The organism is Maribacter aquimaris (genome assembly GCF_014596745.1).
GTDB lineage: Bacteria > Bacteroidota > Bacteroidia > Flavobacteriales > Flavobacteriaceae > Maribacter_A > Maribacter_A aquimaris.
The window spans coordinates 1-20721 of the sequence record NZ_JABTCF010000009.1 but is presented as its reverse complement, the minus strand read 5'-3'; the positions used below and the strand labels follow the sequence as shown (position 1 = coordinate 20721).

Genomic DNA, 20721 nt, shown 5'->3' with positions numbered 1-20721 from the left:
TACATGCCTAGCCTTTATAAAAAGGTAATTTAACTACAGTAGCCGGTACCGCTTTTTTTCGTATTTGAATATTGATTTTGCTACCTACTTCAGAGAATATGACAGGCACGTAACCCAGTCCAATTCCCTTTCCCAAGGAGGGAGACATGGTTCCCGATGTCACTTCACCTATGGTTTTTCCATGATTGTCAACAATGTCATAACCGTGTCGTGGAATACCACGTTCATCCAATTCAAAACCAACTAGCTTTCTTTCGGGACCATGTGCTTTCTCTTTTGCCAAGGCTTCACTATGTACAAAATCCTTTGAGAACTTTGTGATCCACCCCAAACCTGCTTCAAAAGGGGAGGTTTCATCGGTAATATCATTTCCATATAGGCAATAGCCCATTTCTAAACGAAGTGTATCCCTGGCGGCCAACCCAACGGGTTTTATGCCATAATCGGCACCGGCCTCAAAAACCTTGTCCCATACTTGCTGTACCTCGCTGTTCTTACAGTATATTTCAAATCCGCCAGAACCGGTATATCCTGTTGCTGAGATGATAACGTGGTCGATACCTGCAAAATCACCAACCACAAAATTGTAGAACTTGATATTGCTTAAATCAACCGAGGTTAGACTTTGCATCGCTTCCACAGCCGTTGGCCCCTGAATGGCCAATAGGGAATAATCTGCTGAAAGATCTTTCATTTCGGCATTGATACTTTCATTGTATTTGGAGATATGGTTCCAATCCTTTTCTATATTGGATGCATTGACCACCAAAAGATAGGTCTCTTCCTTGATTCTGTAAACGATCAAATCATCAACAATACCACCTTTTTCATTGGGAAGACAACTGTATTGGGCTTTCCCGATACTAAGTTTCGAAGCATCGTTAGAAGTAACTTTCTGAATTAAGTCCAAGGCATTCGGACCTTCAATCAAAAATTCCCCCATATGGGAAACATCAAAAACACCGACTCCGTTCCTAACGGTTTCATGTTCGGCAGTTACTCCTTCATAGGAAACAGGCATGTTATAGCCTGCAAAAGGCACCATTTTAGCACCTAAGGCTTCGTGGGTTTTGGTAAGGGCGGTATCTTTCATAATCGACTATTTAGTGCGGCAAAGCTATTGAATAATTTAGGGATAGAAAAGGAGTTGCTTTCGATTTACCCAATCGCCAATGTTTTATTTTGTGGATACAGCCTTGGAAAGGCGTTTAATGTTGATGTTTCTTGTTTTTTATCGACTTTAACATAGTTTATAGTCGGAAATATAATCGTCTTGACTAAATTGGTTAACCAATTTAATGTTCATGTATTTAAGAGTAGTTTATTTTATGGATAAAGAATTTATTTTAGGGAGATTGCAAACATTTTTGATTATGCTATTCGCTGTAGTGCTTGTTTCTGGCTGTTCGGATAATGGTACTGATGACGACACTGTCGTTGGGGATATCGTTCAAGAGCCTGAAACCGAAACCGAAACCGAAACTGAAACAGGGGAGGAGTCCACTCCCGAAATCCCAGGTAAGGTATTAGGACTTACCTCGGCCGATTGGAAATTGAATAGTTTCAATGGTATCGGGGAAGAGGCGGTTTATGAAGACAATATATTGGAGGCCTTAGGGACGACATTCGATGATTATGTGGATATTAATTATTTTTATGTGCAAGATGGTTTTACCTATTTTAAATGTTATAGAGGTTTAGGGGGTTCAAAAAATTCAAATAATCCTAGGGTTGAACTTCGGGAATTGAAAGAGGGGGAAAACAATTATTGGGATGGAGATACTGGTACTCATAGTATGGAATGGACGGTGCGGGTGGATCAGCTGCCCAAAAGCACCAGTGGCACTGATGGGGTGCTTTGTTTTGGACAAATTCATGGCCCTAGCGAGGATCAGGGCTTTAATGATGACGGTGTGGATGTAGATGATACCATACGGCTACAATTTCGAGGGGAACCTAACCAGAAAACCGGGGATGTGGATTTAAAGATAAGCGGTTATATCACAGAAAATCAGGGAGGTTCTATTAGTTTGCCCGGGTATAGATTGAATACGGTTTATGATTTCAAACTCGTTATGGAAGAAGGAAACATAACGGTTTTTGTAGATGGTGAGGTGGTTTTTGAGAGAAAGTTGAACACTTCAGGGGATACCAGTTATTTTAAGGTCGGTAATTATCTGCAATCGGTTAAAGAGGCTTCCTATGATGCGTCTTCGTTTGGCTTGGTAGGAATCAGCAAATTGAAAGTCACACATAACTAAATACAGTATTTGGAATAAAAAAAGCCTCTTATTGATTTAAGAGGCTTTTTTTTATTTGTGTATTCCTGAATTTTATCAACGCTTTATAAGATAGTTCTTTAGTTCCTCATATCGCTTTATTTTGATGGACTTCTTTTCCCGGCCCATTACTTTCTCAATCTGTGGGGGAAGTTCCAGGGTGTGGCCAATGGTTTCCTCAACAACATCCAAGAATTTTACGGGGTGTGCCGTTTCCAGAAAAACCCCATAGGTTTCAGGATGGTGTTTTCGATATTCCTGAACCCCTAAGTAACCTACGGCACCATGAGGGTCCGCAATGTATTGGGAGGTTTTATGGATATGCAGCATCGCTTTTTTGGTTTCTTCGTCGGTAAAGGGGTAAGCGCTTAGATTAGCTTTCAATACCTCGAAATCGTCGTTGTGCAAATGTTGTATTCGAATGAAATTACTAGGGTCGCCTACATCCATGGCATTGGAAATGGTAGCGGATGAAGGTTTGGGGTTATATTCCCCGGTTTGCATAAACTCGGGAACCGTATCGTTGACATTGGTGGCTGCGACAAAGTGTTTTACGGGCATGCCCAATCGTTGGGCGACCATACCCGCACAAATATTCCCAAAATTACCACTAGGTACCGAGAATACTAATTCCTGGCCTTTCGCTTTGAGTTGCTTATAGGCAAAAAGAAAGTAAAAGAGCTGGGGCAGCCAACGGGCAACGTTGATGGAGTTTGCTGAGGTCAGTTGCATTTTCTGCAAAAGAACATCATCCAAAAAGGCCGTCTTTACCATTTTTTGACAATCATCAAAAGTGCCGTCGACTTCTAAGGCGGTAATATTCCGGCCTAATGTAGTCAGCTGTCTTTCTTGGATGTCACTAACTTTGCCACTGGGATAAAGGATTACCACTTTCACACCGTCGACTCCAAGAAAACCATTGGCAACGGCCCCTCCCGTATCTCCAGAAGTGGCCACCAATACGGTTACCTCATTACTCGTGCTCTCGGAAAAATACCCCAGGCATTGCGCCATAAAACGGGCACCCACATCCTTAAAGGCCATGGTAGGGCCATGAAAAAGTTCTAGTGTTGCTACATTATCCTCAATTTCAACAACGGGAAAATCAAAGTCAAGGACGTTTTTAATGATTTTTCGAAGTTCGTCATCGGGAACATCAGCACTTACGAATTGATGTATGGCCGTAAAGGCTATTTCCTCATTGGATAATGTTTCAATATTCTCAAAAAAACTTTGGGGTAAAGGTGTAATACTTTCAGGAAAGTACAATCCCTTATCGGGAGCGATTCCCTTGATAACGGCATCTTTGAATGAAACATTCGGGGCTTTTTTGTTTAGGCTGTAAAAATTCATGGTTTTAGTGGAGTCGCTTCCTTATACTAAGGGAACGAATTAATATGTTGTTCTATTTAATTTTTCTTATTCCTTCGGTATTGATCTTTGAAATATGTACGTCATGATCAATCCCGATTTCTTGGTAAACATCCTTCATTGCCTGGGCTACTTTTTCTGCGGTAGCCTCGCCTCTGCTAAAGGCAAAAATCGACGGTCCGGAACCAGAAATACCACATCCTAATGCCCCAGCGGCCAAAGAGCTGGTTTTGACTTCATTGAATCCTGGAATTAGAATGGAGCGAATGGGCTCTACTATGTGATCGACCAATGATCGACCAATCAAATCATAATCCTCGGTAAATAGGCCTGCGATCAACCCTCCTAGGTTTCCCCATTGTTTAATACCCTCCTTCAAGGTGATATTAGTTTTTAATATTTTTCTCGAATCAGAGGTTTTGATTTCTATCTGTGGATGAATCACTGTGGCAAACAATTCAGTTGGACAGTTAATGGGAACAATATCCAAGGGGTCGTAACTGCGTACCAGTGTAAACCCACCAAATAGGGCAGGGGCTACATTATCGGCATGTGCCACACCGCTCGCCAATCGTTCGCCTTCCATAGAAAATTCCACTAATTTGGAAGTGGTGAAAGGTCTTCCCAATAATTCGTTCATGGCCCAGACCGCCCCTGTAGAACTGGCAGCACTACTTCCTATGCCGCTGCCCGCCTTGATTTTTTTATAGATCTCAATTTCAAAGCCTCCTTCGTAATCACTTTCCGCCAAAAAGGCCAATCCTGCAACGCCGGCCACATTCCTATCGGTCTCCATCGGAAGGTCTTGACCTTCCAATTTAGTAATAAAGATGCCTTTTTTCGAAGTTTTCCGAATGACCATTTCATCACCGACCGAATCCAAAGCAACGCCCAGGACATCAAATCCACAGGATATGTTGGCAATCGTGGCCGGACAGAATATTTTTAGTTCTTCCATTTCTAAAAGTTACCGATTCTTATTATATCCGCAAAAATACCAGACGCTGTTACATCTGCACCAGCACCTGCCCCTTTAATGATCATAGGTTGGTTGGGGTAGCGTTCGGTAAAGAACAGCACAATATTATCACTGCCCTCAAGATTGTAAAAATCGTGTCCTTTGGGAATTTCTTGTAATCCCACGCTAGCCTTTCCATCTTCAAATTGGGCAACATATTTTAATTTGCTGTCCTTTTTCACGGCTTGTTGGTACAATTCCTGGAAAGAGGATTCGTTTTTGGTCAAGGTGGTGAAGAAATCCTCATTGTTGGTGGTATCCAAGCTTTCTTGGGGTAAGAATGGATTATTTTGAATGTCATCGATTTCCAATTGGTTTCCACTCTCCCTGGCAAGTATGAGTATTTTTCGCATTACATCGATACCGCTCAGATCTATTTTTGGATCCGGTTCGGTATAGCCTTCTTCTTGGGCTTGTTTTACCACATCATGAAACGTGGTCTTATCGTTGAAATTATTGAAGACAAAATTTAGACTCCCAGAAAGTACGGCTTGTATTTTTTGAACCTTATCCCCTGAAGCGATGAGGTGCTTAAGGGTGTCAATGATCGGTAGTCCGGCACCTACATTGGTTTCGAACAGGAATGGGGCATTGTAAGTTCGTGCTAATTGCTTAAGGTTTAGGTAGTTTGAGTAGTTTGATGAACATGCGATCTTATTACAGGTTACCACCGAAATACTATTGCTTAAATAGGAGCTATAGGTATTGGAAACTTCCTCGCTGGCCGTATTGTCCACAAAAATACTGTTGCGATAATTCAATTTATTCACTTTTTCGAAGAATTTGGCCTTGTCGGCTTTTTCTCCCCCGGTCAATAAGGTTTCCCAATTTTTCAAGGAAATCCCGTCTTCATCGAAAACCATGTTTCTCGAATTGGAAATACCAATAACCCTTACATTCAGTTTAAGGTTTTCTTTTAGGTATTTTTTTTGCTGTTTTATCTGGTTTAGGAATTTTCCACCGACATTCCCAACGCCCATCACAAAGAGGTTCAATTGTTTTATATTCTCTTCAAAGAATTCCTCATGGAGGGAATTCAAGGCTTTTTTTACATCTTCCTTATTAATAACGGCTGAAATATTTCGCTCAGAAGCACCTTGGGCAATGGCCCTGATGTTCACGTTGTTTTTTCCCAAAGTGCTGAACATTTTTCCACTGAGTCCCTGGTGGCTTTTCATATTGTCCCCTACCAAGGCGATAATGGCAAGGTTCTTTTCAACCACTACGGGGTTTATTTTTCCGCTGCCCATCTCATATTCAAAGGCTTCATTCACCGCTTGTTCGGCTTGGATGACATCGTCGGCAGAAATACCTACGCAAATCGAATGCTCGGAAGAGGCCTGGGTAATAAGGACAACACTAATATTCGATTGGTAGAGCACCTCGAAGAAACGTTTTGATATTCCAGGAATACCCACCATACCAGGTCCTTCAAGGGATAATAGGGCAATGTTCTCCACATGGGTGATTCCGCGGACGGTTTTTCCTTTTTCGTTTTTGTTCTTGGTAATGATGGTGCCCTCATTATCAGGGTCAAAGGTGTTTTTTATTTGAATTGAAATTCCTTTGGCCAGTACCGGTTGAATCGTTGGGGGGTACAATACCTTGGCCCCGAAATGTGAAAGTTCCATGGCTTCCTGATAGGAGATATGTGGAATTGCCTTAGCTTGCTTCACTAATTTCGGATTTGCCGTATACATACCACTTACATCAGTCCATATCTGCAATAATTCGGCATTCACAGCAGCTGCGACTATGGCAGCCGTATAATCCGATCCGCCGCGACCCAAGGTAGTGGAGTCCCCGTTTTCCGAAGAAGCAATAAAGCCGGCCATGACCACAGTCTTGTGTTTGTCTTTCGAAAAGAAATCTTGACAAAGTGTGTTGGTCAAGTTGAAATTCACGACAGTCTTATTGTTTACCGTATTGGTTTTTACGATTTCACGGCTATCCTGATGGATTACATCCAATCCTTCCTCTGTAAAAAACTCAGCGATAATATAAGAGGATAATAATTCCCCATAACTGACGATCTTGTCTGAAAGTTTTGGGGTAGTCTCACCAATTAAAAAAGCACCCTCTAAAAGGGTTTCCAAGGTGTTGAGTTCACTTTTTACCTTGCTTAACACCTTGCTCTGTGAAGTAATTGGGATAAGCTTTTTGATGGTATCCATGTGTCTTTGCTCAATTTCCTTTAAAAATGACTGATAGGTGTCATCCTGTAAGGCGGCAAGGTTGGCTGCATTCAATAATAGGTCTGTTATTCCACCTAAAGCAGAAACCACCACGATATTCTTGTCACTTTCCGAGTTTGAGACAATGTTTTTGACTAAGGTTATATTTTGGGCATTGGCAACCGAAGTGCCTCCGAATTTTAAAACTTTCATGATGTATATTGATTAACTGGTACTGAAGTATTTTGGGCGATAAATCGCAAAAACGGATAGATGATATGTAGCATGTTACCCCAAAGGGGTCGTACGCAAAATGGTGGTATTGCATCCATTGGTCAATGGAGAAAATAAGGTTGCTATGTTCGAAATGTTCAAAGGCATAGTTCGTTGTAAGCTTCAAAAGTAGTATTTTTGGGCTGCTAATCAAACGTTTCGATCAATTTTTACGGAATTGATAAAAATTACCAAAAATTCTTACTGAATGAAATTTTTTAATGCAGGGCAGATCTACGCTGCTGACAAATCCACAATGGAAAAACAGGGAATATCCAGCAATGAACTTATGGAGCGCGCTGCCGTGCAAATATTCAATTGGCTTCATTTGCGAATGCAGGGAGCCCAGGTGAAGATCCATCTATTCTGTGGTATTGGCAACAATGGGGGAGACGGTATGGCTTTGGCAAGGCATTTGAAAGAGCACGGGTACAATATTGAGGTTAACGTGGTGAACTATAGCGATAAACGGTCTAAGGATTTTTTAATCAATCTTGATCGTTTAAAAGACCTTAAAATCTGGCCTAACTTTTTGGAAAGGGATTGTGAGTTTGCTGAAATTGGTAGGGATGATATCATTGTCGATGCGATTTTCGGCATTGGTCTTAATAGAAACCCGGATTCATGGGTAGCCAAACTTATTCAACATTTGAATCATTCAGGGGCGTTTATATTGGCCGTGGATATGCCTTCAGGCGTCTTTATGGATAAAGCCATAGAGGATACGAACGCCGTAATCAGAGCGAACCATGTTCTGAGTTTTCAGGCACCCAAGTTGATTTTCTTCTTGCCGGAAACCGGGGTTTTCAGTAATCAATGGGAAGTTTTGGATATTGGTCTTGATCCGGAATATTTGGCGGCCACTGAAACTGAATTTGATTTGATGGGTAAGAATGAGGTGTTGCCTATGTACATGCCAAGGGAAAAATTCTCGCATAAGGGGACTTATGGGCATTCATTGATTATCGGGGGGAGTCATGGTAAGATTGGGGCCGTTGCATTGGCTGCTAAGGCGGCTTTGACCGTAGGTAGTGGATTGGTGACGGCTTATATACCCCGTTGTGGTTATATCCCCCTTCAAACCTCACTTCCGGAGGTGATGGTGATTACCGATAAGGATGATGATTGTATAAAGTCAATTGAATTCGATATTCGACCAACGGTGGTAGGTATCGGGGTAGGTCTTGGTACTTCGCCGGAAACTGCGGAGGCGCTTTCTGGTTTTCTAGATAAGGTCGAGTCTCCTTTGGTTATTGATGCCGATGGATTGAACTTACTGTCAAAACATAAGGGATTACTTAAGAAATTACCGCCAAAAACTATATTGACTCCTCACCCTAAAGAACTTGAACGATTGATCGGTAGTTGGAAGGACGATTTTGAAAAGTTGAAAAAGACCAAAGCGTTTTCAAAGAAACATGACGTGATCATTGTCATCAAAGGAGCTCATAGTATAACGGTTTATGGCGGTCATGGTTATGTGAACGCAACGGGTAATCCAGGTATGGCAACTGCCGGTAGTGGTGATACTTTGACAGGGATTATTTCCGGTTTGGTGGCTCAGGGGTATTCCCCTTTGGATGCGACGATCTTCGGTGTATACCTACACGGTAGGGCAGGGGATATCGCCCTGGAACAAACGGGTTACCAAGCATTGACGGCCTCAAAAATAATCGATGCCATTGGTATGGCATTCATCGATTTATTCAAAATGCCGGAAGTCCCAGAACAAGAAGGGAAAGGACAAGAAGAATCCTTATAGGAAAATGGGTGTACCTAGGTTTATTTTGCTGATTTCACCCGTTTCCTGATCCATGACAAGGCGTTGTCAAATTCAATGAAAAACTTCATTGGTTTTTTATAAAACAGTTTTTCGATTTTAAAATTGTGCATGTCTATTTCCTTAACGGAAACAATTGCAAAGCCTTTCATGTTCTCTAATTCCCTCAGGTAGGTGTATATCGTAGGGTCTATGGCATAGGAATTTTTACGAAGACTAATGTAGCCGAAGGGTTTGTCCCTAAAGTGTATTTCTGAAATACCTATGATCTGGTATGCCCTTTCGAGGGTTAAGGTTGCCCCTTCCTCAAATTTTGCTACCATATAGTTATCGTATACCTGTATTACCCCAATTTCTAAATTGTATTCTTTTACAATGATGGTTTTCTTAGTTGATCCCACGCTCATTTCATCTAAATTATAGTGTCTGTGACGAAAATAGATTTAAGTATATTGAATAAATAAAATATTAGACTAAAGGCTTAAATATCGTGTATACTGTCATGGCAGAGGGGGTCTTGTGTTTTATTTCCTACTTTTAAGACCTTTGGGAAAAGAAAAGGGAGTCAACAAATGTGACTCCCTTTATTCTTGAATTTATAAAAAAAATCAGGTTTTGGAAGATTCCTCGGCCTTTTTGATTTTTATGGTCAGGCTTTCATTTTTCTTATCCAGATCCATGAAGATGCTATCGCCTTCATCTAGTTTTGAATTCACGATTTCCTCAGCCAAGGCGTCCTCAATATATTTTTGGATGGCTCTTTTCAGAGGGCGGGCCCCGTATTGTTTGTCAAAACCTTTTTCAGCAATGTAATCCTTGGCTTCTTCGGTAAGGTTCAAATTATAGCCAATATCCTTGATTCGGGCAAAAAGTTTCGCTAATTCGATATCTATGATCTTATGTATATCTTCCCGATCCAAAGAATTAAAGACAATTACATCGTCAATCCTGTTAAGAAATTCAGGGGCAAAGGCTTTTTTCAAAGCATTTTCAATGACACTTTTTTGATGTGTATCTGCCTGTGATTTTTTTGCTGCAGTACCAAAACCTACACCTTGTCCGAAATCCTTCAATTGTCTGGCTCCAATATTGGAGGTCATTATGATAATGGTGTTCCTGAAATCGATTTTCCTTCCAAGACTATCTGTTAGGAAACCATCATCCAACACTTGTAGCATCATATTGAAGACATCTGGATGTGCTTTTTCAACTTCATCCAACAAAATCACCGAATAGGGCTTGCGTCTGACCTTTTCGGTCAACTGTCCGCCTTCTTCATAACCTACGTATCCCGGAGGAGCGCCTACCAGTCTTGAAATAGCGAATTTCTCCATGTATTCGCTCATGTCAATCCGTATCAAGGCATCTTCGGAGTCAAAAAGCTCCTTGGCCAAAACTTTGGCCAATTGGGTTTTTCCGACACCTGTTTGCCCTAGGAAGATAAAGGAACCAATCGGCTTGTTCGGGTCTTTTAGTCCGGCACGGTTTCTTTGGATAGCCTTGGCTACTTTTGAAACGGCTTCGTCCTGACCTATGACATTCGCTTTTATAAGTTCTGGCAATTCGGCCAGTTTATTGCTTTCGGTTTGTGCTATCCTATTTACGGGAATGCCACTCATCATGGAAACAACATCGGCAACATTGTCCTCTGAAACAACCTCTTTGTGCAGTTTACTGTCCTCTTCCCATTTTTCTTGGGCAGCGGCCAGTTCTTTTTCCAGCCTTTTCTCATCATCGCGCAATTTGGCAGCCTCTTCGTATTTCTGCTTTTTGACCACGCTGTTCTTAAGCTCCCTTACATCTTCAAGTTGTTTTTCCAACTCAAGGATTTGTTTGGGTACATCCATATTCACGATATGCACCCTGGAACCGGCTTCATCCAAGGCGTCAATGGCCTTATCCGGTAAAAACCTATCGGTCATATAACGATTGGTCAACTTGACACAGGCAACAATAGCCTCATCGGTATAGGATACATTGTGGTGGTCCTCATATTTGCCTTTGATGTTTTGGAGGATCTCTATGGTCTCATCAACTGTCGTTGGTTCTACAATGACTTTCTGGAACCTACGTTCCAAAGCACCGTCCTTTTCGATATATTGTCTGTACTCGTCCAAGGTTGTGGCTCCGATACATTGGATTTCCCCTCGCGCCAAGGCAGGTTTGAACATATTCGAGGCATCCAAGCTTCCGGTAGCTCCACCGGCACCGACTATCGTATGTATTTCGTCAATAAAAAGGATTACATCGTCATTTTTTTCCAACTCGTTCATGACGGCTTTCATCCGTTCTTCGAATTGGCCTCGATATTTTGTTCCCGCAACAAGGGAAGCCAAATCCAAGGTAACGACCCTTTTATTGTAAAGGATCCTCGATACTTTTTTGTTGATGATGCGCAAAGCCAAGCCTTCGGCAATGGCACTCTTACCTACACCGGGTTCTCCGATCAGCAGGGGATTGTTCTTTTTTCGTCGACTTAGGATTTGTGAAACCCTTTCGATTTCTTTTTCACGCCCCACGACAGGGTCCAATTTGTTCTCTTCGGCCATTTGGGTCAAGTCCCTACCGAAATTATCCAAAACCGGGGTCTTGGATTTTTTGTTGCCTTTTTGGCCTGCTGTAGCCCCAAAAGAACTTTCCTTGCCACTACTTGGTTCGTCGGAGTCGCTGGGAAAAGATTCCGAAGTTGGGGAATCTACAATATCGTCATCGCTAGTTATCATAAATTTGAATTGTTCTTTAACGCCATCATAATCCACCTTCATTTTGTGAAGTAATTTGGTAGTTGGGTCATTTTCATTTCTGAGAATGCACAACAAAAGATGGGCTGTATTTATCGAAGAACTTTGGAAAAGCTTTGCTTCAAGAAAAGTCGTTTTTAAAGCGCGTTCTGCCTGTCTTGTTAAATGTAGGTTTTTTTTGTCCTTTTGTACCCCGCTTGGGTTTGGGTTGGAAGGGCTGAGTATTTCTACTTTTCTACGCAGGTGGTCCAAGTCAACATCCAAAGCATCCAAAATGCTAATTGCCTTACCATTTCCATCGCGCAGTAGACCAAGCATCAAATGCTCGGTACCAATAAAATCATGTCCCAATCTTAATGCCTCCTCTTTGCTGTAAGCAATTACATCCTTTACCCGAGGTGAAAAATTATCATCCATATATTATCCTTTCAACAATAAAATTAGTAAAACTATACTAATCTAGACCAAATACCATACCCAATAATCGTTAAACATGACCTAAATGACGAAAAAAGCCCCTATTTACAAAATAATTAACGTGTAAATTATCAACTATAGCCGTGTGGGCAAGTGTTAATAAATTCTTGGATAAAGTGTTTGATAAGTGTCTTTATGGCTGTCAAAATACGTATATTGCCTTGCTTTTTTAAAGAAGATAAATAGATAAAATATTAGAATGGCAGAAGGAGAAAAATTGATTCCTATTAACATTGAAGACGAAATGAAGTCTGCCTACATTGATTATTCAATGTCGGTCATTGTGTCACGTGCCTTGCCAGATGTCAGGGACGGATTGAAACCTGTTCACAGAAGGGTACTGTATGGTATGCATGAATTGGGCGTTAGGTCAAACAGTGCGCATAAAAAATCAGCTCGTATAGTCGGTGAGGTTTTAGGTAAATATCACCCACACGGCGATACCTCTGTCTACGACACTATGGTGCGTATGGCTCAAGAGTGGAGTTTGCGTTATATGTTGGTCGATGGCCAAGGTAACTTTGGTTCAATAGATGGGGATAGCCCAGCGGCCATGCGTTATACCGAGGCCAGAATGAGGAAGATCGCGGACGATATGTTGATTGATATCGACAAGGATACCGTTGACCATCAGTTGAATTTTGATGATTCCTTACAGGAACCTAAAGTACTACCTACCCGTATTCCCAATTTATTGGTAAACGGTGCTTCCGGTATTGCGGTGGGTATGGCCACGAACATGGCTCCCCATAACCTTTCCGAGGTTATTGATGGAACGATAGCCTATATCGATAACAATGATATTGAGATTGATGAGCTTATCACCCATATTAAAGCACCGGATTTCCCTACGGGAGGTGTTATTTATGGATATGATGGGGTCAAAGAGGCTTTCCATACCGGACGGGGAAGGGTGAAAATCCGGGCCAAGGCCAGAATTGAGGAAGTCCAAGGACGTGAGTGTATTATCGTCACTGAAATACCTTATCAAGTCAATAAGGCGGATATGATCAAGAAGACCGCTGATTTGGTTAACGATAAGAAAATTGAGGGTATTTCTACCATTCGCGATGAATCGGATAGGAACGGTATGCGTATTGTATACATACTTAAAAGGGATGCAATTCCGAATATCGTATTGAATACCTTATATAAGTATACACCGCTTCAATCCTCTTTCAGTGTGAACAACATTGCTTTGGTGAACGGTAGGCCGCAAATGCTTAATGTTAAGGAAATGATCCACTATTTCGTGGAACACAGACATGAAGTTGTGGTCAGAAGGACCAAATTTGAGCTTAAAAAAGCGGAAGATAGGGCACACATCCTTGAAGGATTGATCATCGCTTCTGATAATATCGATGAGGTAATCTCGATTATAAGGGCATCTTCCAATGCCGATGAGGCCAGGGAGAACTTGATGGAACGATTTAAGTTGTCCGAGATACAGGCCAAGGCGATTGTGGAAATGAGGCTTCGTCAGCTTACCGGTCTGGAACAGGATAAGTTGAGAACAGAATATGATGAGGTCATCAAGACCATTGAGGATCTTAAGGATATTTTGGAGCGTAAGGAGCGCAGAATGCAGATTATTAAGGATGAGTTGATCGAGGTCAAAGGAAAATACGGTGACGAAAGACGTTCTGTAATAAACTTTGCAGGTGGCGATTTGAGTATCGAGGATATGATTCCCGATGAGCAAGTGGTCATCACCATTTCACATGCTGGTTATATCAAAAGAACACCATTATCAGAATATAAGACCCAGAATAGGGGTGGTGTTGGCCAAAAAGCATCATCGACGCGAAATGAGGATTTTCTGGAACATCTATTTGTGGGCACCAACCACCAATATATGCTGTTCTTTACCCAAAAAGGAAAATGTTTCTGGATGCGTGTTTACGAAATACCCGAAGGTAGTAGAACATCTAAAGGACGGGCAATACAAAACTTGATCAATATAGAGCAAGATGATAAGGTCAAAGCCTTTATCTGTACTCAAGACCTCAAGGATGAGGAATATGTGAATAGTCACTATGTAATCATGGCTACCAAGAAAGGTACCGTGAAAAAGACTTCCTTGGAACAATACTCTAGACCACGACAGAATGGTATCAATGCCATTAGTATTAAAGAGGATGACGAGTTATTGGAAGCTAAATTGACAACGGGTACCAGTCAGATATTCCTGGGATTGAAATCAGGGAAAGCCATAAGGTTTGAGGAAGGAAAGACAAGACCTATGGGACGTAATGCTTCGGGGGTTAGGGGTATTCGCTTAGCCGATGAAAAAGATGAGGTCATAGGAATGGTTTCGGTCCATGATTTGGACGAGGAGATTCTTGTGGTTTCTGAGAATGGTTATGGTAAACGTTCGAGTATTGAGGATTATAGGATCACGAATCGAGGAGGTAAGGGTGTTAAGACGATATCCATTACCGAAAAGACCGGTGGACTTGTAGCCATTAAGAATGTTTCCGATTCCGATGATTTAATGATCATCAATAAATCAGGTATCGCCATACGTATGAGTGTAGAGGATTTACGCGTTATGGGTAGGGCTACCCAGGGCGTTAGGTTGATCAACATCAAAGGTAAGGACAGTATTGCCGCGGTGGCAAAAGTGATGAAGGACGATGAGGCTGTGGAAGAAGTCGATATAATGGATATAGAGGTCCAATCCGAAGATGGCACGGCTATTGATAATGATAGTGCAGAAGAGACAGATGATAGTCCTGATGAAACAAAAGAGTAATCAATAAACACTAATATTTTAATTAAATCGAAATGAAGACCAAAATTTTTATACTTGCGGCCATGTCCTTTTCAATGGTGGGATTTGCGCAAAAAACAGAAATCAAAGCCGCAGAAAAGGCCCTCAAAGGGGGAGATGCGGCCAGTGCCAAATCATCTCTTGAGGCTGCAGCCGGCTCAATTTCCGGGGCAGACGCAAAATTGCAGGCCCAATACTATTATTTACGCGGTAAAGTCTATACCGACTTAGCAAAAAAAGGTGATGATACAGCTTTTGAAACAGCGGTTTCCTCCTATCAGAAAGCCGATGAGGTAGAAAAGAGTAGTGGCAAAGTCAAATATGGCAAATTGATTACCCAGGAATTATCTGCCCTTGCGGGTGAAATGGTAAATTCTGCCGTTGCGGATAATAAGGATAAAAAGTTTAAGGAAGCTGGAGAAAAGCTGTATATGAGCTATAAACTCAGCCCTAAGGACACTATTTACCTATATTATGCGGCAAGTAGTGCTGTAAATGGAGGTAATTATGAGCAAGCCTTAACCTATTATAACGAACTTAAGGAAGTTGGTTACGATGGTGGTGGTATTGAATACAAGGCTACCAATGTTGCGACAGGGGAAGAAGAGGTTATGGACAAGGTTCAGAGGGACTTGATGGTAAAGTCAGGTACTTATAAAGACCCTGTAGATGAAAAAGCCCCTTCCAAAAAAGCGGAAATCGTAAAAAATATGGCTTTGATCTATACCCAATTAGGTCAAGATGATAAGGCATTGAATGCCTATAAAGAAGCAAGGGCTAGCAATCCAAAGGATGTTAACCTTATATTGAATGAAGCTAATTTACATTATAAGTTGGGTGATAAGGAAAAATTCAAAGCCTTAATGGCGGAAGCAGCGACTGTTGCTCCTGATAATCCAGATTTACATTATAACATTGGTGTAATCAATATGGAGCAGGGAAATCTTGAAGAAGCGAGGGAATCTTATAGAAAGGCCCTTGAAATCAATCCTGGATATACCAATGCGCAATTGAATTTATCAACCACTTACGTGAATGAGGGAAATGGTTTGATTGATGAGATGAATGCCTTGGGCAACTCTAGGGCCGATATAGCCCGTTACGAAGAGTTGAAGCAACAGAAGGATGATTTGTTCCAGGAAGGTGCCAATGTTTTGGAAGAGGCCTTGAAAACAAACCCAGACAACCAAGGTATCCTTACACAATTGAAGAATATCTACGGAGCTATGGGCGACAATGAAAATTTCATGAGATTAAAAAAACTTTTGGGAGAATAACAAAATCCTTGATAATAGGAAAAAGTCCTGGCAATTTTGTCAGGACTTTTTTTATATGATCTTTTTGATAACCCTCAGTTGATGGGTGTAGGTTTTGGTGTCATTATTGAAAATCCCTGTATGGTCCAATCGGTCTATACGAACCTTTCCATGCACATGAATGATATAATTGTTCTCCATAATGATTCCTACATGGTCAATGATACCTTCATTATTGTCGAAAAAGGCCAAATCCCCAGCCTCACTCTCTTCGATAAAACTTAAGGCAGTGCCCTGGGTAGCCTGCGCTGTAGCATTCCTAAGCAAATGATAGCCATTGATTTTATAGACCATTTGGGTAAAACCAGCGGCATCTATCCCGAATGGTGTTTTTCCGCCCCATAAATAAGGGGTGTTCAAATATTGAAGGGCGGTATTGATTAGGTTTGATTTTTTTTGTTTGGAAGTGATTAAGGCGCCTTCGTGAATGTGGTTCCACTTTGGCTGAAATACAGAACCAAGGACAATCGGTAATAGATTGTTCTTGTCCATTTCGATATAAGAAACCAGGTCAATCGTAAAATGGGGGTATTTGTCCTTGGTTAACTCGTTGTATAGCGTTTCTTCAATGAAGGTAAGTTGCAGGTTTTGAATCCATCCCTCACATTTGTCAAAAGCAGTACGTATCCTACTCCAATGTTTCCGTTGTTCAAGAACCTTGTAATGTTCCCCATACAACAATTGGGATACCATCTCTGCTGTTTCTTCTGCACTGGATCGAATAGGAACAATGCTCAAATGACAAATACCGTACTGCATAGGATTTAATTGCGGTAATAAGTTAGTTTCGCTCTAAAATCATGGCCGAAGCCCCACCACCTCCATTGCAAATAGCGGCAGCACCGATTTTGGCATTGTTTTGTTCCAATATGTTTAATAGGGTTATCAATATCCGTGCTCCGGAACATCCTAACGGATGGCCCAAGGAGACAGCACCACCATTGATGTTTACATTTGAATCGTCCAATCCCAATAGCTTCATATTGGCTAAACCTACTACCGAGAAGGCCTCATTGAATTCAAAATAATCAACGTCATCCAAACCGATTCCGGCTTTGTCCAAAGCTTTTGGTAAGGCTTTGGAAGGGGAAGTGGTAAACCATTCCGGTGCTTGTGCGGCATCGGCATAACTTTTAATGGTAGCTAAGGGAGTAAGGTTCAGTTCGTTGGCCTTTTCCAAGCTCATGACCACTAAGGCTGCCGCACCATCATTGATGGTTGAGGCATTGGCCGCGGTTACCGTTCCATCTTTTGTAAATGCAGGACGAAGCACAGGTATTTTTTCCATTTTCACGTTCTTGAATTCCTCATCCTCGGAGATAATGATTGGTTCCCCTCTTCTTTGGGGTACTTCCACAGGTATGACTTCCTTGGCGAATTTACCCGATTTCCATGCCTCTGCAGATCGTTGGTACGACTTAAGGGCGAAGTTGTCCTGGTCTTCCCTTGTGAATTTGTATTCCTTGGCGCAGGTATCGGCACATACACCCATGGCATTTTGGTCATAGGCATCTACAAGTCCATCTTTTTGCATACCATCGATAAATGTGGTCGGACCAAATTTCACACCTGTTCTAAGGTGTGCATAGTGAGGAATAAGACTCATGTTTTCCATACCACCGGCGACGGCAATCGATATATCGCCCAAGGCGATGGCTTGGGCAGCCAGCATTACCGATTTCATTCCTGAGGCACAGACCTTGTTTACTGTTGTGCATGGTACCGTATTGGGAATACCTGCGAATATCGCTGCCTGTCGGGCAGGTGCCTGGCCTGTTCCGGCCTGTACAACATTGCCCATAAAAACCTCATCGACCTGTTTGGGGTCTAACTTGATTCTTTCCAAGGCGCCCTTAATAGCAATGGCACCTAATTTGGGTGCGGGTATTGTGGATAGGCCACCCATAAAACTTCCGATAGGCGTTCTAACTGCGGAAACTATGACAACATCATGCATATACATAAGTTTTTATAGTTGCGAATTTAATAAATTAAAGTGCAATCAATATCCATGTTGTGGCAAAAGCTCTATTATATTTTCTATTTTTGAGGTTAGATACAAACTATATACCCGATTGTTGGACAGACTATACAAAAACCAATCCGTCATTTATAAATACTTCCTCTACGTTGTATCTATTTTTTGTATTGTCTTCTTTTTTCCCAAGGGAGGTAAATTCAAATATGAGTTTCAGAAAGGTAAACCTTGGCAATATGAGAATTTATATGCCCCTTTTGATTTTTCGGTAAAGAAAACCCAAGAGGAGATTGCCTCGGAAAAGCAAAAGGTCATAGATGACCAAGTGCATTATTATCGTTATGATGAGGCAACTGCCCAGTCGGTATATCAAGAATACGATACTGCCTTTAAAAAGACCTTTGGGTCCGAGGAACATAATCCTGCGGAATTATCACTGTTGAGAAAAGTAGGGGAGAGTATTCTAGACGTTGTCTATGAAAATGGAATCCTACAAAAAACAAATTCCCAAGAAAAGGGGGAACAGGTATATCTTATTAAAAAGAATGAGGCCAATCAAATCAAATTCGATGGTTTGTATCGGATCAGTGATGTTGAGGAGGTCATGGACAGTGTTTTGAAAGCAAGACAATTGAGGCGTTTTTCCAATGCGTATCAGGCGCTTTTCTTTAATTTGATAAAACCCAATGTGACCTATGATGAAGAGTTGTCGCAAAAGGCATTGGACGATGAACTGTCAAAAATATCCCTGACCAGGGGGGCCATTGATGAGGGTAAACTGATTATCGCCAAGGGGGAAGTTGTGGAATCCGATAATTATATAATTCTGGAGTCCTTAAAGGGTGAGTTTGAATCCGAACTTTGGGCTTCCAACAACTACTATTTTATCCTGGGGGGATATACCGTGCTTGTGGCATTGGTGTTGATGATGCTTTTCCTGTTTCTAAAAAAATACAGACGGGATATTTATGAAAATGGGACAAAGGTCACCTTTATATTCATCAATATACTGCTTATGGTATTTGTGACCACGCTGGTGGTAAAATACAACGAAGCTTATGTTTTTGTGGTGCCCTTGTGTATTCTTCCCTTAATTCTTAAAACATTTTTTGATGCAAGGCTAGGATTGTTTGTCCATGTGCTCACGGTGCTTATTTTGGGTTTTGTGGTGCCCAATAGTTTTGAGTACATCTTTATTCAGATTATCGTGGGCATAGTAACCATTCTTACGGTGTCTGAGCTTTATAAGAGGGCGAATCTCTTTATTTCGGTAGGGCAGATCACCTTGATTTATATTGCGGGGTATTTGGCATTCCATATTATCCACGAGGGTAATTTTGATAATATCATCTGGTTGACCTTGGGCTTGTTTCTGTTGAACGGAATGATTACGTTGTTCGTACAACCATTGATTTATATTTATGAAAAGATATTTGGATTGGTTTCGGATGTATCCTTGTTGGAACTGTCCGATACTAATTCGAAACTGTTAAAAGAGCTCTCCAACAAGGCACCCGGGACCTTTAACCATTCCCTACAAGTAGCGAACTTGGCGGAAGCGGCGGCCAATGAGATAGGAGCGAATGCCATGTTGGTGCGTGTGGGGGCCTTATACCATGATATAGGTAAATTGGGTAACCCTACCTATTTTACGGAGAACCAAATTACCAACGCAAATCCACATGATGATTTAGAGCCCAGGGATAGTGCCCGGATTATCATTAACCATGTGATTGAAGGAATTGAAATTGCCAGAAAGAACAATTTACCCGATAGGGTCATAGATTTCATACGTTCGCACCACGGTACCACCTTGGTGTATTATTTTTATTCCAAACAAAAGGAAATAAGCGGAGAAGTGAAGGAAGGGGATTTCAGATATCCAGGGCCTATACCTTTTTCAAAGGAAACGGCAATCCTGATGATGGCGGACTCTGTGGAAGCGGCATCAAAAAGCTTAAAGAACCCTACGTTCAAAGTATTGGATGAATTCGTGGATAAGATTATCGGAGGCCAAATGGCGGCGAATCAATTCTTGAATGCGGACATAACATTTAGGGAGATCGAAACGATTAAAAAAATCTTTAAACATCGGTTGACCAATATCTATCATTTAAGGGTAGAATACCCAGAATAAGGCATTTATGAAATTCATAAAAAAAAAGTACCAAAATAGTTGCTTTTTAGTATTGGAAAAATGTACATTTGCAACCGCTTTACAGCAAAGTTCATTAAAATATATTCAGGAGAGGTGCCGGAGTGGTAACGGAGCAGATTGCTAATCTGTCGACGCGCAAGTGTCGCATGGGTTCGAGTCCCATTCTCTCCGCAATTTTTTTGAAAAGATAACCATATCGGGGTGTAGCGTAGCCCGGTTATCGCGCCGCGTTTGGGACGCGGAGGTCGCAGGTTCGAATCCTGCCACCCCGACGAACCACTTTTCAAGTGGTACTAGAGAGCTGTTAATCTATTGATTAGCAGCTCTTTTCATTTTATATGGTATCAGATGATATCGTTTGATATCCTATAACTGGTGTATGG

Annotated in this window: 13 protein-coding genes and 2 tRNA genes; 7 read left to right on the top strand and 8 right to left on the bottom strand. The window is 41.5% G+C overall.

The window, feature by feature from the left end; genetic code table 11:
* Positions 1–7: 7 nt before the first annotated feature.
* Positions 8–1093 (bottom strand): glycine cleavage system aminomethyltransferase GcvT, encoded by a 1086-nt coding sequence (gene gcvT, locus HPE56_RS13700; protein WP_188244326.1) that lies wholly within the window; start codon positions 1091–1093, stop codon positions 8–10.
* 211 nt (positions 1094–1304) lie between these two features.
* Here gcvT and HPE56_RS13695 point away from each other — a divergent pair, with 211 nt between their 5' ends.
* Complete coding sequence (locus HPE56_RS13695) at positions 1305–2261, top strand: polysaccharide lyase family 7 protein (protein WP_188244325.1); 957 nt, start codon at positions 1305–1307, stop codon at positions 2259–2261.
* Positions 2262–2336: 75 nt separating this feature from the next.
* Here the strand turns inward: HPE56_RS13695 and thrC are convergent, their stop codons facing one another.
* The 3 genes from thrC to thrA are packed head-to-tail and all read right to left on the bottom strand — an operon-like array spanning position 2337 to position 7055.
* Complete coding sequence (thrC, locus tag HPE56_RS13690; RefSeq protein ID WP_188244324.1) at positions 2337–3632, bottom strand: threonine synthase; 1296 nt, start codon at positions 3630–3632, stop codon at positions 2337–2339.
* Positions 3633–3684: 52 nt separating this feature from the next.
* Positions 3685–4608 (bottom strand): homoserine kinase, encoded by a 924-nt coding sequence (locus HPE56_RS13685; protein WP_188244323.1) that lies wholly within the window; start codon positions 4606–4608, stop codon positions 3685–3687.
* A 2-nt stretch (positions 4609–4610) separates the two neighbouring features.
* On the bottom strand, positions 4611–7055 hold the full coding sequence (gene thrA, locus HPE56_RS13680; protein ID WP_188244322.1) for a bifunctional aspartate kinase/homoserine dehydrogenase I: 2445 nt from the start codon (positions 7053–7055) through the stop codon (positions 4611–4613).
* Between the two features lie 268 nt (positions 7056–7323).
* Here thrA and HPE56_RS13675 point away from each other — a divergent pair, with 268 nt between their 5' ends.
* The gene (locus HPE56_RS13675) at positions 7324–8877 is read left to right on the top strand and encodes an NAD(P)H-hydrate dehydratase (RefSeq protein ID WP_188244321.1); all 1554 of its coding nucleotides are present in this window, start codon (positions 7324–7326) and stop codon (positions 8875–8877) included.
* 20 nt (positions 8878–8897) lie between these two features.
* On the opposite strand, the gene HPE56_RS13670 is transcribed toward HPE56_RS13675, so the two are convergent.
* Together HPE56_RS13670 and HPE56_RS13665 are read right to left on the bottom strand one after the other, a co-directional pair.
* Positions 8898–9302, bottom strand: coding sequence for an STAS/SEC14 domain-containing protein (locus HPE56_RS13670; protein ID WP_109649988.1), 405 nt, complete (start codon positions 9300–9302; stop codon positions 8898–8900).
* Between the two features lie 201 nt (positions 9303–9503).
* Positions 9504–12053 (bottom strand): ATP-dependent Clp protease ATP-binding subunit, encoded by a 2550-nt coding sequence (locus HPE56_RS13665; protein ID WP_188244320.1) that lies wholly within the window; start codon positions 12051–12053, stop codon positions 9504–9506.
* A 259-nt stretch (positions 12054–12312) separates the two neighbouring features.
* On the opposite strand from HPE56_RS13665, the gene gyrA reads away from it, so the two are divergent.
* Positions 12313–14868 (top strand): DNA gyrase subunit A, encoded by a 2556-nt coding sequence (gene gyrA, locus HPE56_RS13660; protein WP_188244319.1) that lies wholly within the window; start codon positions 12313–12315, stop codon positions 14866–14868.
* Positions 14869–14900: 32 nt separating this feature from the next.
* Positions 14901–16163 (top strand): tetratricopeptide repeat protein, encoded by a 1263-nt coding sequence (locus HPE56_RS13655; RefSeq protein ID WP_188244318.1) that lies wholly within the window; start codon positions 14901–14903, stop codon positions 16161–16163.
* 51 nt (positions 16164–16214) lie between these two features.
* Here the strand turns inward: HPE56_RS13655 and HPE56_RS13650 are convergent, their stop codons facing one another.
* Together HPE56_RS13650 and HPE56_RS13645 are read right to left on the bottom strand one after the other, a co-directional pair.
* Positions 16215–16961, bottom strand: coding sequence for a C40 family peptidase (locus HPE56_RS13650; RefSeq protein WP_188244317.1), 747 nt, complete (start codon positions 16959–16961; stop codon positions 16215–16217).
* Between the two features lie 22 nt (positions 16962–16983).
* Positions 16984–18159: an acetyl-CoA C-acyltransferase gene (locus HPE56_RS13645; protein ID WP_188244503.1), complete on the bottom strand. Its 1176-nt coding sequence runs from the start codon at positions 18157–18159 to the stop codon at positions 16984–16986.
* A gap of 121 nt (positions 18160–18280) precedes the next feature.
* Between HPE56_RS13645 and HPE56_RS13640 the strand changes: the two genes are divergently transcribed.
* From HPE56_RS13640 to HPE56_RS13630, 3 genes are all read left to right on the top strand, one after another.
* Entirely contained in the window at positions 18281–20317 is a 2037-nt protein-coding gene (locus HPE56_RS13640) for an HD family phosphohydrolase (protein ID WP_223170322.1), read from the top strand.
* A 108-nt stretch (positions 20318–20425) separates the two neighbouring features.
* A tRNA-Ser gene (locus tag HPE56_RS13635) sits at positions 20426–20509 on the top strand.
* A 26-nt stretch (positions 20510–20535) separates the two neighbouring features.
* Positions 20536–20610: transfer RNA gene (locus tag HPE56_RS13630), tRNA-Pro, on the top strand.
* The last annotated feature ends 111 nt before the right edge of the window (positions 20611–20721 follow it).